14 protein-coding genes and 1 pseudogene are annotated in these 14,197 nt (G+C 41.5%); 12 read left to right on the top strand and 3 right to left on the bottom strand.

The features are described from left to right. Positions 1-83: 83 nt before the first annotated feature. A complete protein-coding gene (locus H9564_RS08405; RefSeq protein ID WP_191685028.1) occupies positions 84-359 on the bottom strand; it encodes a hypothetical protein in 276 nt (91 codons plus the stop codon). Positions 360-418: 59 nt separating this feature from the next. Continuing rightward, the gene (locus H9564_RS08400) at positions 419-1,009 is read right to left on the bottom strand and encodes a hypothetical protein (RefSeq protein ID WP_191685027.1); all 591 of its coding nucleotides are present in this window, start codon (positions 1,007-1,009) and stop codon (positions 419-421) included. Positions 1,010-1,275: 266 nt separating this feature from the next. On the opposite strand from H9564_RS08400, the gene H9564_RS08395 reads away from it, so the two are divergent. The 10 genes from H9564_RS08395 (at position 1,276) to H9564_RS08350 (ending at position 10,256) form a co-directional block, all read left to right on the top strand. Beyond that, positions 1,276-1,449: a hypothetical protein gene (locus tag H9564_RS08395; protein ID WP_191685026.1), complete on the top strand. Its 174-nt coding sequence runs from the start codon at positions 1,276-1,278 to the stop codon at positions 1,447-1,449. Positions 1,450-1,587: 138 nt separating this feature from the next. After that, positions 1,588-4,197 carry a hypothetical protein gene (locus tag H9564_RS08390; RefSeq protein WP_191685025.1) on the top strand — a complete coding sequence of 870 codons (2,610 nt, stop codon included), beginning with the start codon at positions 1,588-1,590 and terminating at the stop codon, positions 4,195-4,197. Between the two features lie 143 nt (positions 4,198-4,340). Further along, entirely contained in the window at positions 4,341-4,502 is a 162-nt protein-coding gene (locus tag H9564_RS08385; RefSeq protein ID WP_191685024.1) for a hypothetical protein, read from the top strand. After that, complete coding sequence (locus H9564_RS08380) at positions 4,489-5,211, top strand: hypothetical protein (RefSeq protein WP_191685023.1); 723 nt, start codon at positions 4,489-4,491, stop codon at positions 5,209-5,211. The genes H9564_RS08385 and H9564_RS08380 overlap by 14 nt, the downstream gene beginning before the upstream one ends. A 153-nt stretch (positions 5,212-5,364) precedes the next feature. Then, entirely contained in the window at positions 5,365-5,565 is a 201-nt protein-coding gene (locus H9564_RS08375; RefSeq protein WP_191685022.1) for a DUF3173 family protein, read from the top strand. Beyond that, positions 5,562-6,782, top strand: a complete 1,221-nt coding sequence (locus tag H9564_RS08370; protein WP_225209628.1) for a tyrosine-type recombinase/integrase — start codon at positions 5,562-5,564, stop codon at positions 6,780-6,782. Before H9564_RS08375 ends, H9564_RS08370 begins: the two co-directional genes overlap by 4 nt. Before the next feature lie 845 nt (positions 6,783-7,627). Beyond that, positions 7,628-8,215, top strand: coding sequence for a plasmid mobilization relaxosome protein MobC (gene mobC / locus H9564_RS08365; RefSeq protein WP_098045429.1), 588 nt, complete (start codon positions 7,628-7,630; stop codon positions 8,213-8,215). Between the two features lie 148 nt (positions 8,216-8,363). Beyond that, positions 8,364-9,371, top strand: a complete 1,008-nt coding sequence (locus H9564_RS08360) for a relaxase/mobilization nuclease domain-containing protein (protein WP_390893934.1) — start codon at positions 8,364-8,366, stop codon at positions 9,369-9,371. Position 9,372: 1 nt separating this feature from the next. Then, the gene (locus H9564_RS08355) at positions 9,373-10,002 is read left to right on the top strand and encodes a hypothetical protein (RefSeq protein WP_098045427.1); all 630 of its coding nucleotides are present in this window, start codon (positions 9,373-9,375) and stop codon (positions 10,000-10,002) included. Beyond that, positions 9,999-10,256 (top strand): hypothetical protein, encoded by a 258-nt coding sequence (locus H9564_RS08350; RefSeq protein WP_098045426.1) that lies wholly within the window; start codon positions 9,999-10,001, stop codon positions 10,254-10,256. The genes H9564_RS08355 and H9564_RS08350 overlap by 4 nt, the downstream gene beginning before the upstream one ends. 801 nt (positions 10,257-11,057) lie before the next feature. On the opposite strand, the gene H9564_RS08345 is transcribed toward H9564_RS08350, so the two are convergent. Then, positions 11,058-12,089: a YeiH family protein gene (locus H9564_RS08345; RefSeq protein WP_035160040.1), complete on the bottom strand. Its 1,032-nt coding sequence runs from the start codon at positions 12,087-12,089 to the stop codon at positions 11,058-11,060. Positions 12,090-12,216: 127 nt separating this feature from the next. Here H9564_RS08345 and H9564_RS08340 point away from each other — a divergent pair, with 127 nt between their 5' ends. Both H9564_RS08340 and H9564_RS08335 read left to right on the top strand, forming a co-directional pair. Next, a complete protein-coding gene (locus tag H9564_RS08340) occupies positions 12,217-13,092 on the top strand; it encodes a LysR family transcriptional regulator (RefSeq protein WP_191685021.1) in 876 nt (291 codons plus the stop codon). 74 nt (positions 13,093-13,166) lie between these two features. Next, positions 13,167-13,616 (top strand): annotated as a pseudogene (locus tag H9564_RS08335) (IS30 family transposase); the annotation flags it as partial. Positions 13,617-14,197 lie beyond the last annotated feature (581 nt).

The raw sequence follows: 14,197 nt of genomic DNA, 5'->3' as shown, positions 1-14,197 counted from the left end.
GAAGCCGGACGATGAACCAAGATTTGATTCATCGTCCGGCTTTCATTTTGGACTGAGAGTTTTTTCCCAGCCTCATTTTCGTTTTAAAGGACAAGCCGACAGCCTTTAAGCGTAACTTCAGCGTTACCGCTAATAGTGTTAATTACTAACGACCAAACAATATCTTCATTATCAGATTGGTGCAAGTAATTCATTATCTTGGATAAGTAAGGTGCAAGTTTAACTAGGTCGATAGTTGCGCGACCGGTTAATCTTAGTTCGTCAGACTGTTCATCAGATAATACTAATCCGGCTTGCAACTCAAGATCTTCCTTGACTTCAGCAACACGTTCGGCAATAGTTTGATCTAATTCAGACATAAAATAATCCCTCCTGAATAAAGTATTCAAGAGGATTCCGCCCGTGGTAACGGGCTAGGTCATTTTCTTTTTTTACCTTTATCAGATCTGATTTTTCGGAAATAGTGTTTAATATCTTTAATATCTGATGATTTAATACGAAGAGTTGATTCATTATACTTGTCAAACTTTGGTGTTTGCTCTGCAAAGATACCTTTATCTTGCGCCAACTTTCCGCCGATGACCATATTACTGAAGTCTTTCCTTAGCCGTTGATCAAGGAATTCATAGCCGACTTTTTGTAGTAAAAAATTTAAAATTAACCGTTCTTTAGTGTGTTCAAACCTACGTTCATTATTAATTTGTAGTAAATCATTTTTAATTTGACTCATTTCAATTTTGGCTTGTTGCAAATCACCTAAGTCGCTAGTTGTTTTGGAATTTGATATTAGATTATTACTAGGAGCAGAAATTGGATCTGGATGATGACTTAAATATAGATCAGGTATTTTATGAAGTAAGAGAACCCACTCTACGTGTTCTATATTGTATTGAGGCGGGCCACTAACGATATCAGTGGGCTCAACATTTTGGAACCATCTTTGGATTGTTCTTTTGTCTTTTTTAATATTGATTTGTGTTAAATATTCGAGAATATCATCTATTGTCATAATGTCCCTTTTTTAAAAATGTCGCAATGAATAAACGCTTATATAATAACATTTAAACTATATTTTTCAAAAAATATGATTAAATAATGCGTTCTTGCGACATTTTTTGTCGTTTCAAAAAATTAGGATGTTCAATCTTGTTAAAGTGGAATCGTAACGAAGGGCGAATTCGTTACTGCAACAAAAAATTCGTATTTACTGATAAATACGGATTCTTGGTTGCAAATTATCATTTTTGAAACTAGAAAGGAACGTGATTAAATTGCATGTTAATAGTATGTAGTTTTTGGGTAATAGTTATTAACATAACTTACTCTGAACTACTGATATTACAACTTTTACGGCGTGCTAACGCCGCTGCCGAGCTCCGTCAACGGCACAGCCTCCAGGATGCTGCCGGACTAGGTTTCTTAGCAGATGCCGAAGAAAATATGGGTTGACGTTAAAGGTGCATAAAATCAATGATTGTTGATCATTTATAGGGCTAATGATAATTACAGGGTAGTAAGTATAGGGATAGTGGTTAAAAGCCCTTCTCACTAGTCTTTGAACGGTTACCCAGAAAGGGGTGAGGGATAATGTCGGATGATAAGAAGCCGGAAAGTATCGAAGAACGATATGCTAAGGCTTCGGATTATTTGAAGCGATACTCCCATTCTAGTCGAGACTTGTACCGAGTCATTCTTAAGGTCTTACCATCTCTCAAGGTTAATAATCAATATAGCGAAGGCAATATTGATTTGGCAATTAAAGCTGGTAAGATACTGGATTTACTTGGTGAAGCGTCACGGACTTGGAACATTTCGATCCATTGGCTTTTCACTGTTTGTAACCCCAGAATAAAGGAACAATCCAATCCTAAATACAGTCCAGTGTATGAAGAACATGCGGTTCAGTTACCGTTGAATCGTTTCGGCGAACTGGATCGTATGGTGATGGATGAGGGAGGTAACTTAATTCGGGCAGGCGATAAATTGGTTGGCGATGATCGCTTTGTTGGTAAGGGTTGTGAAGACTATGGTTCAGCTTGGGATGATAATGGCAATGTTATAAAACGTGATGTAAATGGTCATCCAATCCTGGATGGATTCACTGGTTGGGTAGCACAACACGTTGATGGACTTCAAAAGATTTGCTGCCGAAATCCAAATCGAGATCGTCACTTTGCTGCTTTTTTAAGCAATCATACCCGTGATGACGAAGAAAATTTACGGAACGGAGAGATTGAACATAAAGAAGCACATAGTCATCTAGTGGTTGATATGCCGACACGTCGAACTCGGTACCGTATGATGGAACTAATGGGATATAACTTTGATGATTTGACAAAGGCCTTCCAATGGATTGAGCAAATTGGTAATCAACGAAATAAACGGATTGAAGCATTCCTTGGAACACTTCAAGGAGCTATGCAGAATTATGTAGTGACTAAACATTATATTTCCTCACTACAGTATCTTGTTCATCAAAGTGCGAAGGCAAAGCGTGATCAAAAGACGCCATATGCAATTAATGAAGTGATTAGTTGGTTACCCGATGATCCGGGTCAATCGTACTCCAGTATCGCAGGCGTATATGACGATGAAATGGTTGCTAGTGGTATTAATGCGGCAATTGTTCGGAATCTTCATAGTCCTTACAACCTGGCACACCATACTGCTAGGTTGGTAGGACGTAACGATGGTGATCGTGTCTTCTCTGGACACCAGCTATCTAAATTGAGGAGTCTTGGTACAAAGGGAGCTGGGAAAATGAACTTTAGCAAACGATCAAAGAAGTTAATTTTAGATCAACTAATGGAATGGATCTACTCAGGTCAAATGCAGGTGACAGATTGGAAAAATGCCTTGCATGGTGCTTTTGATGATGGTGATGCTGCTGGCTTGATTGCTGATCAGGACTTTATTAAGCGTTTAACAGCAGTAATGAATGATCAGCGTGAGTCTACCATCAATGACATTAATGCTGATCGTAATATGAACACGATTTTCATTACAGCAGCTCAGGGAGGAATTGGTAAGTCGTATCTAGCGAGTCGACTATGCCAGTATCTGGAAAAAGGTCGTACACCTTATATGACCGCAGCTGAGGACAAAGGTAAAACCGTTGATTACTGGCAAGATTATCAAGATCAAGCTGCTGCTGTCATTGATGAAGTTTCGCCGTCATCAATTGAATGGAGTGCTCTTAAGGACATGTTGGATCCGCATAAAATTCCGCGAGTTTCTAGTCGCTTTCACAATACAAGCCCTTGGAATTTGAACCTATTAGTGATGACCAATGTTTATGCTGATGGGGTTGCAGGTTATGTGAGAGATGTTCTTCACTATGCGCCTGGAGTTACCAAGTTAGGTTATTTGGAGCAAGCCGAGTATGATAAACGATCTTGGAATCTTAAAACTAAGGATCCAGAGGCAGGTCAGATTTATCTTTCTCAACTTAGTCAGCTATTAAGACGACTACCTATCAACATTCACATGATACCAACTAATGATGGTAAAGGAACTGAGGTAATTGTTTTAATCATCAATTTTCGACCAGGTGGCCGTGCCATTAAAAATTATGACTATGTTTATACACGAGAATCGGATCATATCTTCAACGTCGTGCTTAATGAAGATTTATCTGACCAGGATATGGAACGGATTGTTAAAGCCGTTGTCAAAATGATCAGAGACCTTCAAGAAAAAGCAAAGACAATCTTTCGACAAGATCCTAATGCCATTCTTGATAGTTCGAAAGGCTTTTTGGAGCGTCATGCTAACTTTGGTGTTTATTTCCAAAATGGACAAGCTTATCTTTCTGATGAGAAGCAACAGAATGGTAACTCAAATTATCAAGGTTCATATAGTAGCAATACGTCACTTTCGCTAGCTACTAATATGTTGACGACTTTAAATAAGCTACGGTATGAGTTGTGGCCAGAATTTGTTGGGAAAGATCCTAATTTTCAACCTAATTTAAATCAATTCACGGCTTTGATGCGTGGCTATTTTGTTCCGATTCGGCGTGGCTACGGCGATGAATGGATCATTGTGAAATTGAGTAATAAGGCAATGAACTTACTTAAAACGCATCGAGCAACTGATGTAGTTATGCATCTTAATACAATCACTTATATTCAGGATGATGATGACTACTTTGAGATGAGTAAAAGTAACAAGGTTGCCCGAATTTTAACAAGTTAGTAATGAATGAGTGCCTAATAAATGTGGCGGGTAAGTGGTGGGTATTTGCTTACTTTGACCATTAGACGTGAATATTAGCAATTTAATTGGTACTTTTGGCACCAATTAACGGCCAGAATTGCAACGTAGAAAGGAGTGATTTGATGTTAACTGATGATCATGATTTATTACGCGTCATGCGTGAAGAAGTAAACTCTACAACTAATCAACTTCTGAGTGAGGAAGTTATTACCTACATTAATCCGGTTAAGGTCATTGTTGGCATTGGTTCGATTATTGGAGGTCTTATCTATGGTAAAGATTAACAAACGTTGTTGTAGTGGTGTTAATGGTGAAGTGCAGAACGCTACACCGTTAGCTGAGAAAAATACACAGGAATATCAGGATACTATTGGAATGGCGCAATTTAAACTGGGTAAAAGCATTGATTATTTGGAAGAACCATTTGATCAACTCGCTAACTCTATCAAAAGATTATGGTTAAGCGAGGGAGATACATTGCCAAGATTCGTAAATAAGTTTGCTGACTGTTGGTCGAGTGATGATTATGCCACATTCTGTGAACAAGTAAAGCTATGGGCACTAGATCATGACAAAGACCCATTTGAGGAGTTGCGTCGTCGGGTACATGAACTACTTTTATGTGATAAGAAGTTATTCCAATTGCTGACTGTTACTAAGTTATTAAGAAAATCAGGAGATAGTGAGCGAGTGTTATTTGATCAGCAGGCTAATGTTCAACAATTGTGTAATGAAATTGGCGAAGAAGATGACCAGCTTTTTATTGCTAATGATGACTTTAAACAAGCGTCTTCCCAATTTGGTCGACTAAAGGGATTAGTTTATGCAATGCGACTACACTCTAACTATTTAGTTAATCAACGTTTAACACGTCGCAAGATGGTGAATGTAGATCTTGCTGAGGAGGCTAAAATTATTTCAAAGCCGGTCCAATCAAGCGGAAATTCTGGGAAGAGTAATGCAAAGGAAGATGATGATGAACTGGAACCGTAAACAAAAAAGCGACTGTCCCCAGCTACCAACTTGGAAAGTCACTTCTCAATAACAATGCTAATGTTGTTATCTAGTTTATTATCCGCCTTGAAAGTGTCAATGTAAATCACCTAAGTAATGGTGAGGTGTCAGATAAAAGGATGATGAACATTAATGAAAAAGGTAATGAATTATCAGGACTTGCGGGCACTTGGTTACCCGCAAAATCAAGCCCGGCGTATTATTCGTCAAGCCAAACGTAATCTTGTTAAACAAGGCTACGCATTTTATAATGGTAAACGAGTTGGTCTTGTACCAACAACTGCCATTGCTGAAATTATCGCCCTTCCAGAGTTGGAGGACGGTAAGCAATGAAGTCAATGAAAATTGATGGATATAAATATGTCCGTGTCGATGAGAACGGGCATTTTTTCTACCAAGTATTTCTAGGGCGCGACAGCGAAGGTAAACAGCACTTTAAGAAGGGACGTAAGGACCAAAAGGGACTAAATTTCACTTCAGCTAAAGCTGCGGAAGCAGAAGCCATGCGGATTAAGGTTGAATATATGAATCGAAGAACTGAGGACTTACGTCGCATTAGCTACGGCAAGTTTGTTCGGCAAGACTTCTTGCCCAAGTATAAAGCTGATGTGGAAGATAGCACCTATGCTTCACATAAGCGAATGATTATGTTATCAGTAGACCGGTTTGATACAAAAATACTGGATGAAATTAGTGTTCGGGATTGTGAAGAGTACCGAACGTGGCTAATGAGTGATTCAGGATTCTCACGTGACTATGCTAATGTTTGTTATGTGGCTTTTCGACAGTCACTTGGTTATGCAGAACACTTAGGGTTGATCACTACTAATGTGGCTATGAAAACCAAAGCTATTCCTAAAGGAAAGGCGGTAGCTAAGTACTGGACGAAAGCTGAATTTGAAAAGGTCTTAGGTCAAATTAGTACAAAGGGCTTTTATGAACATTGTATTTATGTCATGCTGTTATTTTATTATCGGACTGGTGTACGAGTTTCAGAAGGATTTGCATTAACGTGGAATGACATTGATTTAATTAATCAAAAGGCGCGAATCTTTCACACCATGTATTACAAGAATAAGGATGATTACCAGATCAAGCCTTATACCAAGACTAAAGCCGGTAAACGTATTATTACTTTAGATGATGAATTAGTTCAAATTCTAAAAGATTGGCGTCAGATACAATTAGCTCACGGAGTTAAGAAGTTTGTGTTATCTTATGATGATCGTCCAATGATAAAGTCCACTCTGAATAACGTAATTCATAAATACGCTAAATTAGCTGGGGTACCTAGTATTAACGGACGAGGATTACGTCATTCCCATGCTTCATATCTAATTGCCGAATTAGGGGCTGATGTTTTAACGGTTTCTAAGCGATTAGGTCATAGTAGTCCAGCGGTAACACTCCGTTACTATGCTCATATGTTTGATCGTAACGATGAATTAATTGCTGAAAAGATGGTAGGCTCAATGGACTTAACACCAGCTAAGCAGTCACAAGTTAAATTCAATGGTAATCAGGTGGTGCCTTTTACTAAAGTTGTATAGGTTCTTGTTTGCCAAACTGTTTGCCAAAAAAGCAAACAAACGCGCAAACCCTTGGTATAATTGACATGTTAATCGGATTTCTATTATTGAATACGAATAATTCAGCTTTTGTGCTAGGATAAGGAATCCCGGTATAACGGCTTTTAGCGGGACTGCACCAATTCAAAAATAAGCAAAAACTGGGTTGTTCCCTACCAAAAACCCTACCAAAAATTAGCGATTGTAATCATTAAATTGGCAGGTCTATTTAAGATAAACATTGGGATTAGATAGGATAACTTGAAAGATAGTTATTCTATTTTTTTATGCCGTTACCTACCAAATTTATTATTTTTGTAATATTTGCTTGTTTTGGTCAAAGTAAGCAACTGTTGGCTACCTTATCGTTGATTGATAAGGTAGTCATTTTTGTTTCTTTTTGATGATGCAAAAAGAAATTGCTGGTCCAGCTGGCAAGTTCAGCTGGTCGGTGTTGTTACTTATGTCGAACACATAAGTAAATCAGATATAGAATCTCGAAATGACCTTGAATGCAATCTCAAGGTACTCATTTTCGAATGTAATATCTGATTGCTCGACAGGGTGAAGGGGAGCTAGCAAGGCGCCCCTCCAAGCATTAGTTATGTATTACAAACTCGTTTGGTATTACTAACTTAATTGCTTGCGAGTCGTATATGATCAGAGATATAATATATTTGAAGAATTTGGTACCTACCAATTAATTATTGGTGGGTACCAAAAATATACGACCCGACGATTACGGAAATTTAGTCAGTCGTTGTCGCGAGCACGCGAAGACTGAAAATTTCTTTTGCTGTTAGGCAAAACTAAGGAGGTTATTGAGAATGAAGCCATTAAAGAATAAGTTAATTCAGGCTCGTTTAAGTGAGGATGAGTTGGCGGATTTTGATGAAGTGAAGCATGAATTGGGGCTTACTGGTAACTCAAAGGCAATGCGCCAAATGATTCGTGATGAGAAATTATTAATGCAAGCAACTGATGAGTGTCACAATGACAACTATGATGCAGTTACAATTTTAGTTCAGCAATTAAATAATCAGGGTAGGTTGCCGTTAGTTGAAGCATTGTGTGGGTTAACAAATTCCAAGTCATTAAGCGAGTTAAAGATAGTTCGGGACCAGTACGCTGATATTCAGCAGCAACTTGAAGGTATTATGTACGTGGCGACCAAATCAGGAACCAATTTAAATCAAATCGCTCATGTTTTGAATACCGCAAAAGGGCAAGCAGAACAAGAGAACGCTGATTTAACCGATAGTGATTTATGGAATTGGGTAGCTAACCAACTTGTTCAGAATAATCGGATTTTAGCAGAGTTACACTCTAAAATTGACGAGTTTCAAATTAAGGTAGGACTTCTCAAGAAAGCGAATGATAGATATGACAGTTCTCGAAACGCACTCGTGTCGTAGTAGTTACGGACGGTTGCAATATCTATTTCAGGAACCACCCCATAGCTATCAAAAGACATCGCGGCGAGTATTAGCGTGTAGCGGGTTCAATATTAAGCTACTGCATGACCAACATGGACATATCGCAAACACACAAAATGGTGCGTATTTGGAAAAGCAATTTAAAGCTAATCTGCAGAAGGCCCATAATCCTAAACGTAAATACCAAGCACAAACATTAATTATCTCTTTTTCACCCGATGAATTTGATACTACTGACCTGAGTGAACAGGCAAACCAAGCTTTAATGCTTGTCAAACATTATGTTCATCAACATTTTGCCGATGCACAATCAGTAATCGCCATTCAGGCTGATGGGGACGGCGGTAAGCTACATGCTCATATTGTATTTAATACCGTAAGACCTAATGGCCGTACAGTACCAACTAACCGCTTTAACATATATAAATTAAGAACCAACTTTGATCATGAAATGATAGCTAACTATCAGCGAGTAACTGGCAATAGTTGGACTAACCCTATATCTAAACAACAGAAACGACAAGATATAGATAATATAGTGACGCGTTCGCAGTGGCAGAAGAGCCTAAAGAAGATAATCAACCAAGTTAAGAATGAGGTTGATTCCCTAAGAGAATTTGTCCACCTATTAGGCACCCAAGGAATTACGATTACTGAGCGCAAGAAAGGGACTGCTTGGACATATCATCAAACCATTAATGGAAAAGAATATAAAGTTCGGGATTTTTATCAACGGGTGAAAAAACAAACCGGTGAGGTGATATCAACACGCGGACTAGGACAGAGCTTTACTAAAAGTAACTTAGAACAATGTTTTGCACAGAAACAGGAGGAGCGAACAAATAATGAACAAAACGAACAACTTGCAAAAATCAAAACCATGGCCGCAGATGCCCGAGCACGATCTCAGCGTCAACAGCAACAATTCAAATTCAATCAACATCAACTCCAAGCCACCAAAATTGAAGAACAGGAACAAAGAGATGGACTTAAAACTCGACAAACTCATAGAAGACAAAGCCAGTCACGACGACTTGAAGAGCTTAGCCGACAAAAAAGACGTGCAAAAATTGCACGACGACTTGCTACAGCAAAAGCAAAGTCTCACAAAACAGCTTCAGGACCAGACCTCTAAGGTGACACAGACTGTCACAGATGCGCACGATATTGGTTATGGTGATGGCTTGGGCAAGCGCGTTGATGCTCTTAGTCAAAAATATGATGGATTAGAAACTAACATTAATCTTAGGGAAAATCGTTTAGATCAAAAGACTCAGCAGTATATCGCTAAACTGGCTGACCTGAATCAGATTGGTCGATATTTACAAACTTATACCAAGACAATTAATCAGCAACAAGTACCAGTAATGCGTCAACTAATTTTAGCGATGCAACAAGGTATCACGATTGATACTTCTAATGTGACTAAATCGGTGTACCAAGAGTTCCAAGCCTTAACCGGCCATACTATCCAGGAGGTTATCAAAACGGCAGTTAGTGATGGTTTTAAAAAGGACCGTCATATCGCACAAAAGGCCAGCGAGTCGGCGCAATTATCGGCAGATGTGGCCGAAAATGCGGTTACCAAACTCGAACAAAGTATTCATAAACTTAAGTGGCTATCATACTTTTTAATCGTGGAAGCCATGCTCGCAATCTTATTAGTGACAGTAGTACCAGGTGGCTGGGCAAAATTTTTTGTCATGTGCTTCGTAATCTTACTAATGTACGGTTTAGATCGGAAATTAATTAGGGAGGAAAAATGAGTTTCAACGTGGACAGTTTCTCTGATGCAAAATTAGATGAACTCTTAACCAGAGTTACTAAAATTCCTGAATGGGAACTTAAAAATACACAATCAGAACGTGAAAATAAACGGATACGTCAAATACAGATACATCTGAAAATGATTAGGCAAGTGGAAAAGCAAGAACAACGTCAAAAATTAAGGCAACGAACTAAAAATACGAATTCTTCTTCAAGTAAAAATCGTAATAATGATAATGACCTAGGACTATAAAAAGGCCCAACAAAGTGTTGAGCCATTATTATGAAATTACTTTAAAGAATAACTCAACAGAAAAAACCGCCCAGCTCGAAAGCTGAACGGTTGGTCAAGGTTGCTAATCCATGCTATAATATAACCAGCTAAAGTTTGAATATTATATTCAACAATTGGGCTGATAGATTAGCGGATAAAGCGCCCTTGTTCTAGTGTACTGCAATACACCACCAGCGAGGCGCAACCAAGAAATTCCGTAATAATCTCACGGCCTTTCATAAAGGTTTGCGTGCATTGGTGGTTACCAGTGCACTTTTTATTATAGCAATTTTTGAAGTGCAAGGTCAATCGCTTCAGGGAGTAAGTAACAGCGAATCAAAACATCGCAAGCTTCCGGACCAGCAGTCAGTGGGTCGAAATCTGTGCTAAGCGCAGATTTCGCTTCTCGTAAAAGTTCCCAATTAGAAACCAAGTTTTGCTCAGCTTTGATTTGGTCGAAGGTGTACGAGCCAGAACCGTTGCCCGTGACAGAGTCCTCAGTAAAGAGTTTGTCCTCAAGGTGGGCACAGAATGTGTCCCTATTTTCCTTTATCCTAACTGATAAGGATTTTCGTGAATAATGCTCTTCTAAGTAATTAATCACATCCCTAAATTTATGTGGGAGTCAGTAGCAAAACGGATCGAAACGTTACGCGCTCAAATTATTGCTAAATTAGATGCTCAATTTACGGAGTTGAAGTCAGATAATGACGCATGATTTAAACAAAACCGCCGCCTTCCGGCAGTTGGAAGACGGCGGTTTTAGCGTTTAATTACGGATTAAAAGAAGGTCTTGGACAAAGTTGCGACCAGGATCAAGAGCAACACCGAAGAAATTCCGGCGGCCACGAGGGCGTTCTTGCCGCGGGTGAAGAGCACGGAGAAGTTCACGTTCATCCCCAAGGCGGCCATTGCCATCCCTAGGAGCAGGTAGGCTAATTTGACCAGACTTGGTACCAACGCGGCCAGGCCCGGGATAAAGGTGCCGGCCACGCTGGCCAGGATAAAGCCGAGCATGAACCACGGAATCGGCACCGGCTGCTTTTCACCGGTCGGGTTGGCTTGCCGGGTCGCCTTTTGGTACCAGATCCCGACTAAGATCGCGACTGGGGCCAAGAGCAGGACCCGCGAAAGCTTGGTGATGATCGCCGTATCAAGGCTGACCGGGCCCCCGGCGCTCCCAGCGGCGACGGCGTGGGCGATTTCGTGCAGGCTGCCCCCGGTCATCACCCCAAATTGCAGGGCGGTCATGTGCAAGAGTGGCTTGAGCCCGATTTCGATCAGGGTAAAGAGGGTCCCGAGGATCGCCACGATCGCTACGGCAACCACCTCATTTTCCTGGTGGCGCAACTTGGTGGCTGGATCGTCATCGCTGGTTAATTGCGATGAAATCCCCATCACAGCGGCGGCCCCACAGATCCCGGTCCCGCTGGCGGTCAGGATCGCTAAGTGGCGGTCGACCCCGAAGCGGCGGGCGAGCTGGTAGGTGACTAAAATCGTGAAGGTCACGACCACGACGGCCAGGGCAATCGTCTTGATCCCGGCTTGGGCCAGGGCAATCAAATTGAGCTTAAAGCCCAGCAGGATGATTCCGAGACGCAGGAACTTGTTGGCAATCAGGCCAATTCCCGGCCGGCTGTAATCCAGGACCGGGCGACCAACTTGCATCACCATCCCTAACAAGAGGGCGATCACTAAGGCACCAATCACCTTGAGGTAGGGGAGGGTGGCCAGGTAGCTGCCGGCCAGCGAACAAATTAAGGTTAAGAGCGCGGCGCAAGCAAAGGGCCAGCTAAATATCTTCTTGAGCATTTCACTTTCTCCTTTTCGAATTGACATCCGGATTTTTTTACATTCTTAATGTACCATGCTAGACTGATAAATAAAAATTATGATTTCTTTCTTGTAAGTTAGTTTTCCTTATGAAAGGGGCAGGACGATGGAAAATTTACTGGACCACCGGTTGACGACCTTAATGGTGGTGGCGCAGACCGGCTCGTTGACCGCCGCCGCTCAGCAGCTCTTTATCACCCAGCCGGCCGTCTCCCAGCAGCTGGCCAGCCTGGAGGCCGATCTAGATGTCCCGCTGTTGGTCCACCATGGGCGCCGGGTCAAGCTAACGCCGGCGGCCACGGAACTAGTGGCCTACGCTAAACGGCTCGGGCAGGACAATCAGGCGGTCTTAAAGCGGCTCCGCTTGGCCCAGACCCCGCCGTTGCGCTTGGGGGCGACCCGCTCGCTGGGGGCCTTTTTACTGCCGCAGCTGCTGGCCAAGGTGATCGCGGCCGGCTACCAGCTGGAAGTGACGATTGAAAATACCGCTGTCCTGTCCCAGCAGCTGCTCGCCGGTCAATTAGATGCGGTCTTGATCGAGGGTAATTATTCGCGGCAGGACTTTGCCGCCGCCCCGTTGGGCAGTGCGCCCTTTATCGGCGTGACCGCCCAGGCCGAGGCGCCAGCGACATTGCCAGCCTTGTTTGACCAGCTTTTGATCGTCCGCGAAGCCGGCTCGGGGACCCGCGAGATTTTGACGACCTGGCTGGCGGCGCACAACGCCCAGCTGAGTGATTTTCGCCAGACCTTAGCCTTAAGCAGCCCGACGGCGATCATTGAATTACTTAAGCAGGGGGTCGGGATCAGCTTTATGTACCGGGCCCTGGTGGCCAACGAATTGGCCCGGGGCGATTTGTTTGAATTGCCGCTGGCCGGCTTTCCGCTCGAGCATCCCTTGAATTTGATCTACTTAAAGGAAAGCTCCTTTGCCGCCGAATTTGGTCCCCTGGTGGCGACCGCCCGGGAAATGCTGAGAAATTAAGTTCTGGTTAAGCTTGGGGACCAACGGTGGTCAGGTCCGGTTGCGTTCGGTAAGCTAGAACTATTTATAGAAGGGGGCAATTTGATGTTGCAGACACGGTGGTTGACGTTTGGGGTGGCTTGGCTGATTTTGTGGAGCGTAAGAGTCGCCTGACAATTGTTAAACGGCTCCATGGCCGCGGCAGTCAGTCCATGACTCAAGCCGTACTTGAACTAGCTAGTCAACTTCAAGACAAGCTCAAGACGCTTACCGTGGATCATGGTAAAGAGTTCGCTAACTATCAGACAATTGAACGGCAAACTGGTACTCCGGTTTATTTTGCCCATGCTTATTCACCACATGAACGCGGTAGTAATGAGAACCGTAACCGAGTTTTGCGACGCTTTATTCCCAAGGGACAAGCTATTGAAGAGCTGAGCGATCGCCAGCTGGTTCAAATCAATTGGTATCTGAATTCCTGGCCACTTAAATATCTTAACTGGCGCACACCAATCGAGATCTTCCTGCTTAATTTACGTCATTAAATTCGTTCAAGTTATTTCTTGCAATCTGCCTTTTAAATAAATTGATTGAAAAACTTATAGGAGCTATAGTTACAAACTTCATGTAATTGGGGTATTCCCCTATAACGTTAAATTGTAACTTGCCTTAAAACGCGGAAATATTCATTAATTATTAAGGGCAAAATTAACGCATAAATACAAAAACGCGTAAATAATCTTTATTTGAATTAAACAAACAAAGGAAAATATAATTTTTAGTTAAAATTCAATGAAATGCTTGACAAAACTCCCAAATTTCAATACTTTATATTTTAGTTTTCATTTTGAGTAACCTAAAACCTATATTGTTTACTTATGTTTTAGGCTGTCCTGAATTTCTTTGGCTATTTCGAATAGCACAACAGAGTTGTGCTTGTCTATATTTATGTGAATAGTTGGTATATCAAACTATTTTACGTTTATGTTTATATTTCTTTTATTATTAACATTTCTTAATAACGAATAAAGGGCAACGTTGTTGCCCTGTTTTATTAGTGTCTTTAGACCTAGTTGAGCACGCGAGCAGAGCGAGTGTGCGAAACAAAAAACCACCTGCTATGCGG

It is taken from the genome of Limosilactobacillus avistercoris (genome assembly GCF_014836425.1).
GTDB lineage: Bacteria > Bacillota > Bacilli > Lactobacillales > Lactobacillaceae > Limosilactobacillus > Limosilactobacillus agrestimuris.
The sequence above is the reverse complement of the archived record's forward strand: the minus strand, read 5'-3'. Positions and strand labels throughout refer to the sequence as shown.

Excerpts from the sequence above, each read along its gene's own strand:
- H9564_RS08405 (WP_191685028.1), bottom strand. The coding sequence starts at position 359 with ATGTCTGAATTAGATCAAACTATTGCCGAACGTGTTGCTGAAGTCAAG.
- H9564_RS08400 (WP_191685027.1), bottom strand. The coding sequence starts at position 1,009 with ATGACAATAGATGATATTCTCGAATATTTAACACAAATCAATATTAAA.
- H9564_RS08395 (WP_191685026.1), top strand. The coding sequence starts at position 1,276 with ATGTTAATAGTATGTAGTTTTTGGGTAATAGTTATTAACATAACTTAC.
- H9564_RS08390 (WP_191685025.1), top strand. The coding sequence starts at position 1,588 with ATGTCGGATGATAAGAAGCCGGAAAGTATCGAAGAACGATATGCTAAG.
- H9564_RS08385 (WP_191685024.1), top strand. The coding sequence starts at position 4,341 with ATGTTAACTGATGATCATGATTTATTACGCGTCATGCGTGAAGAAGTA.
- H9564_RS08380 (WP_191685023.1), top strand. The coding sequence starts at position 4,489 with ATGGTAAAGATTAACAAACGTTGTTGTAGTGGTGTTAATGGTGAAGTG.
- H9564_RS08375 (WP_191685022.1), top strand. The coding sequence starts at position 5,365 with ATGAAAAAGGTAATGAATTATCAGGACTTGCGGGCACTTGGTTACCCG.
- H9564_RS08370 (WP_225209628.1), top strand. The coding sequence starts at position 5,562 with ATGAAGTCAATGAAAATTGATGGATATAAATATGTCCGTGTCGATGAG.
- mobC (WP_098045429.1), top strand. The coding sequence starts at position 7,628 with ATGAAGCCATTAAAGAATAAGTTAATTCAGGCTCGTTTAAGTGAGGAT.
- H9564_RS08350 (WP_098045426.1), top strand. The coding sequence starts at position 9,999 with ATGAGTTTCAACGTGGACAGTTTCTCTGATGCAAAATTAGATGAACTC.
- H9564_RS08345 (WP_035160040.1), bottom strand. The coding sequence starts at position 12,089 with ATGCTCAAGAAGATATTTAGCTGGCCCTTTGCTTGCGCCGCGCTCTTA.
- H9564_RS08340 (WP_191685021.1), top strand. The coding sequence starts at position 12,217 with ATGGAAAATTTACTGGACCACCGGTTGACGACCTTAATGGTGGTGGCG.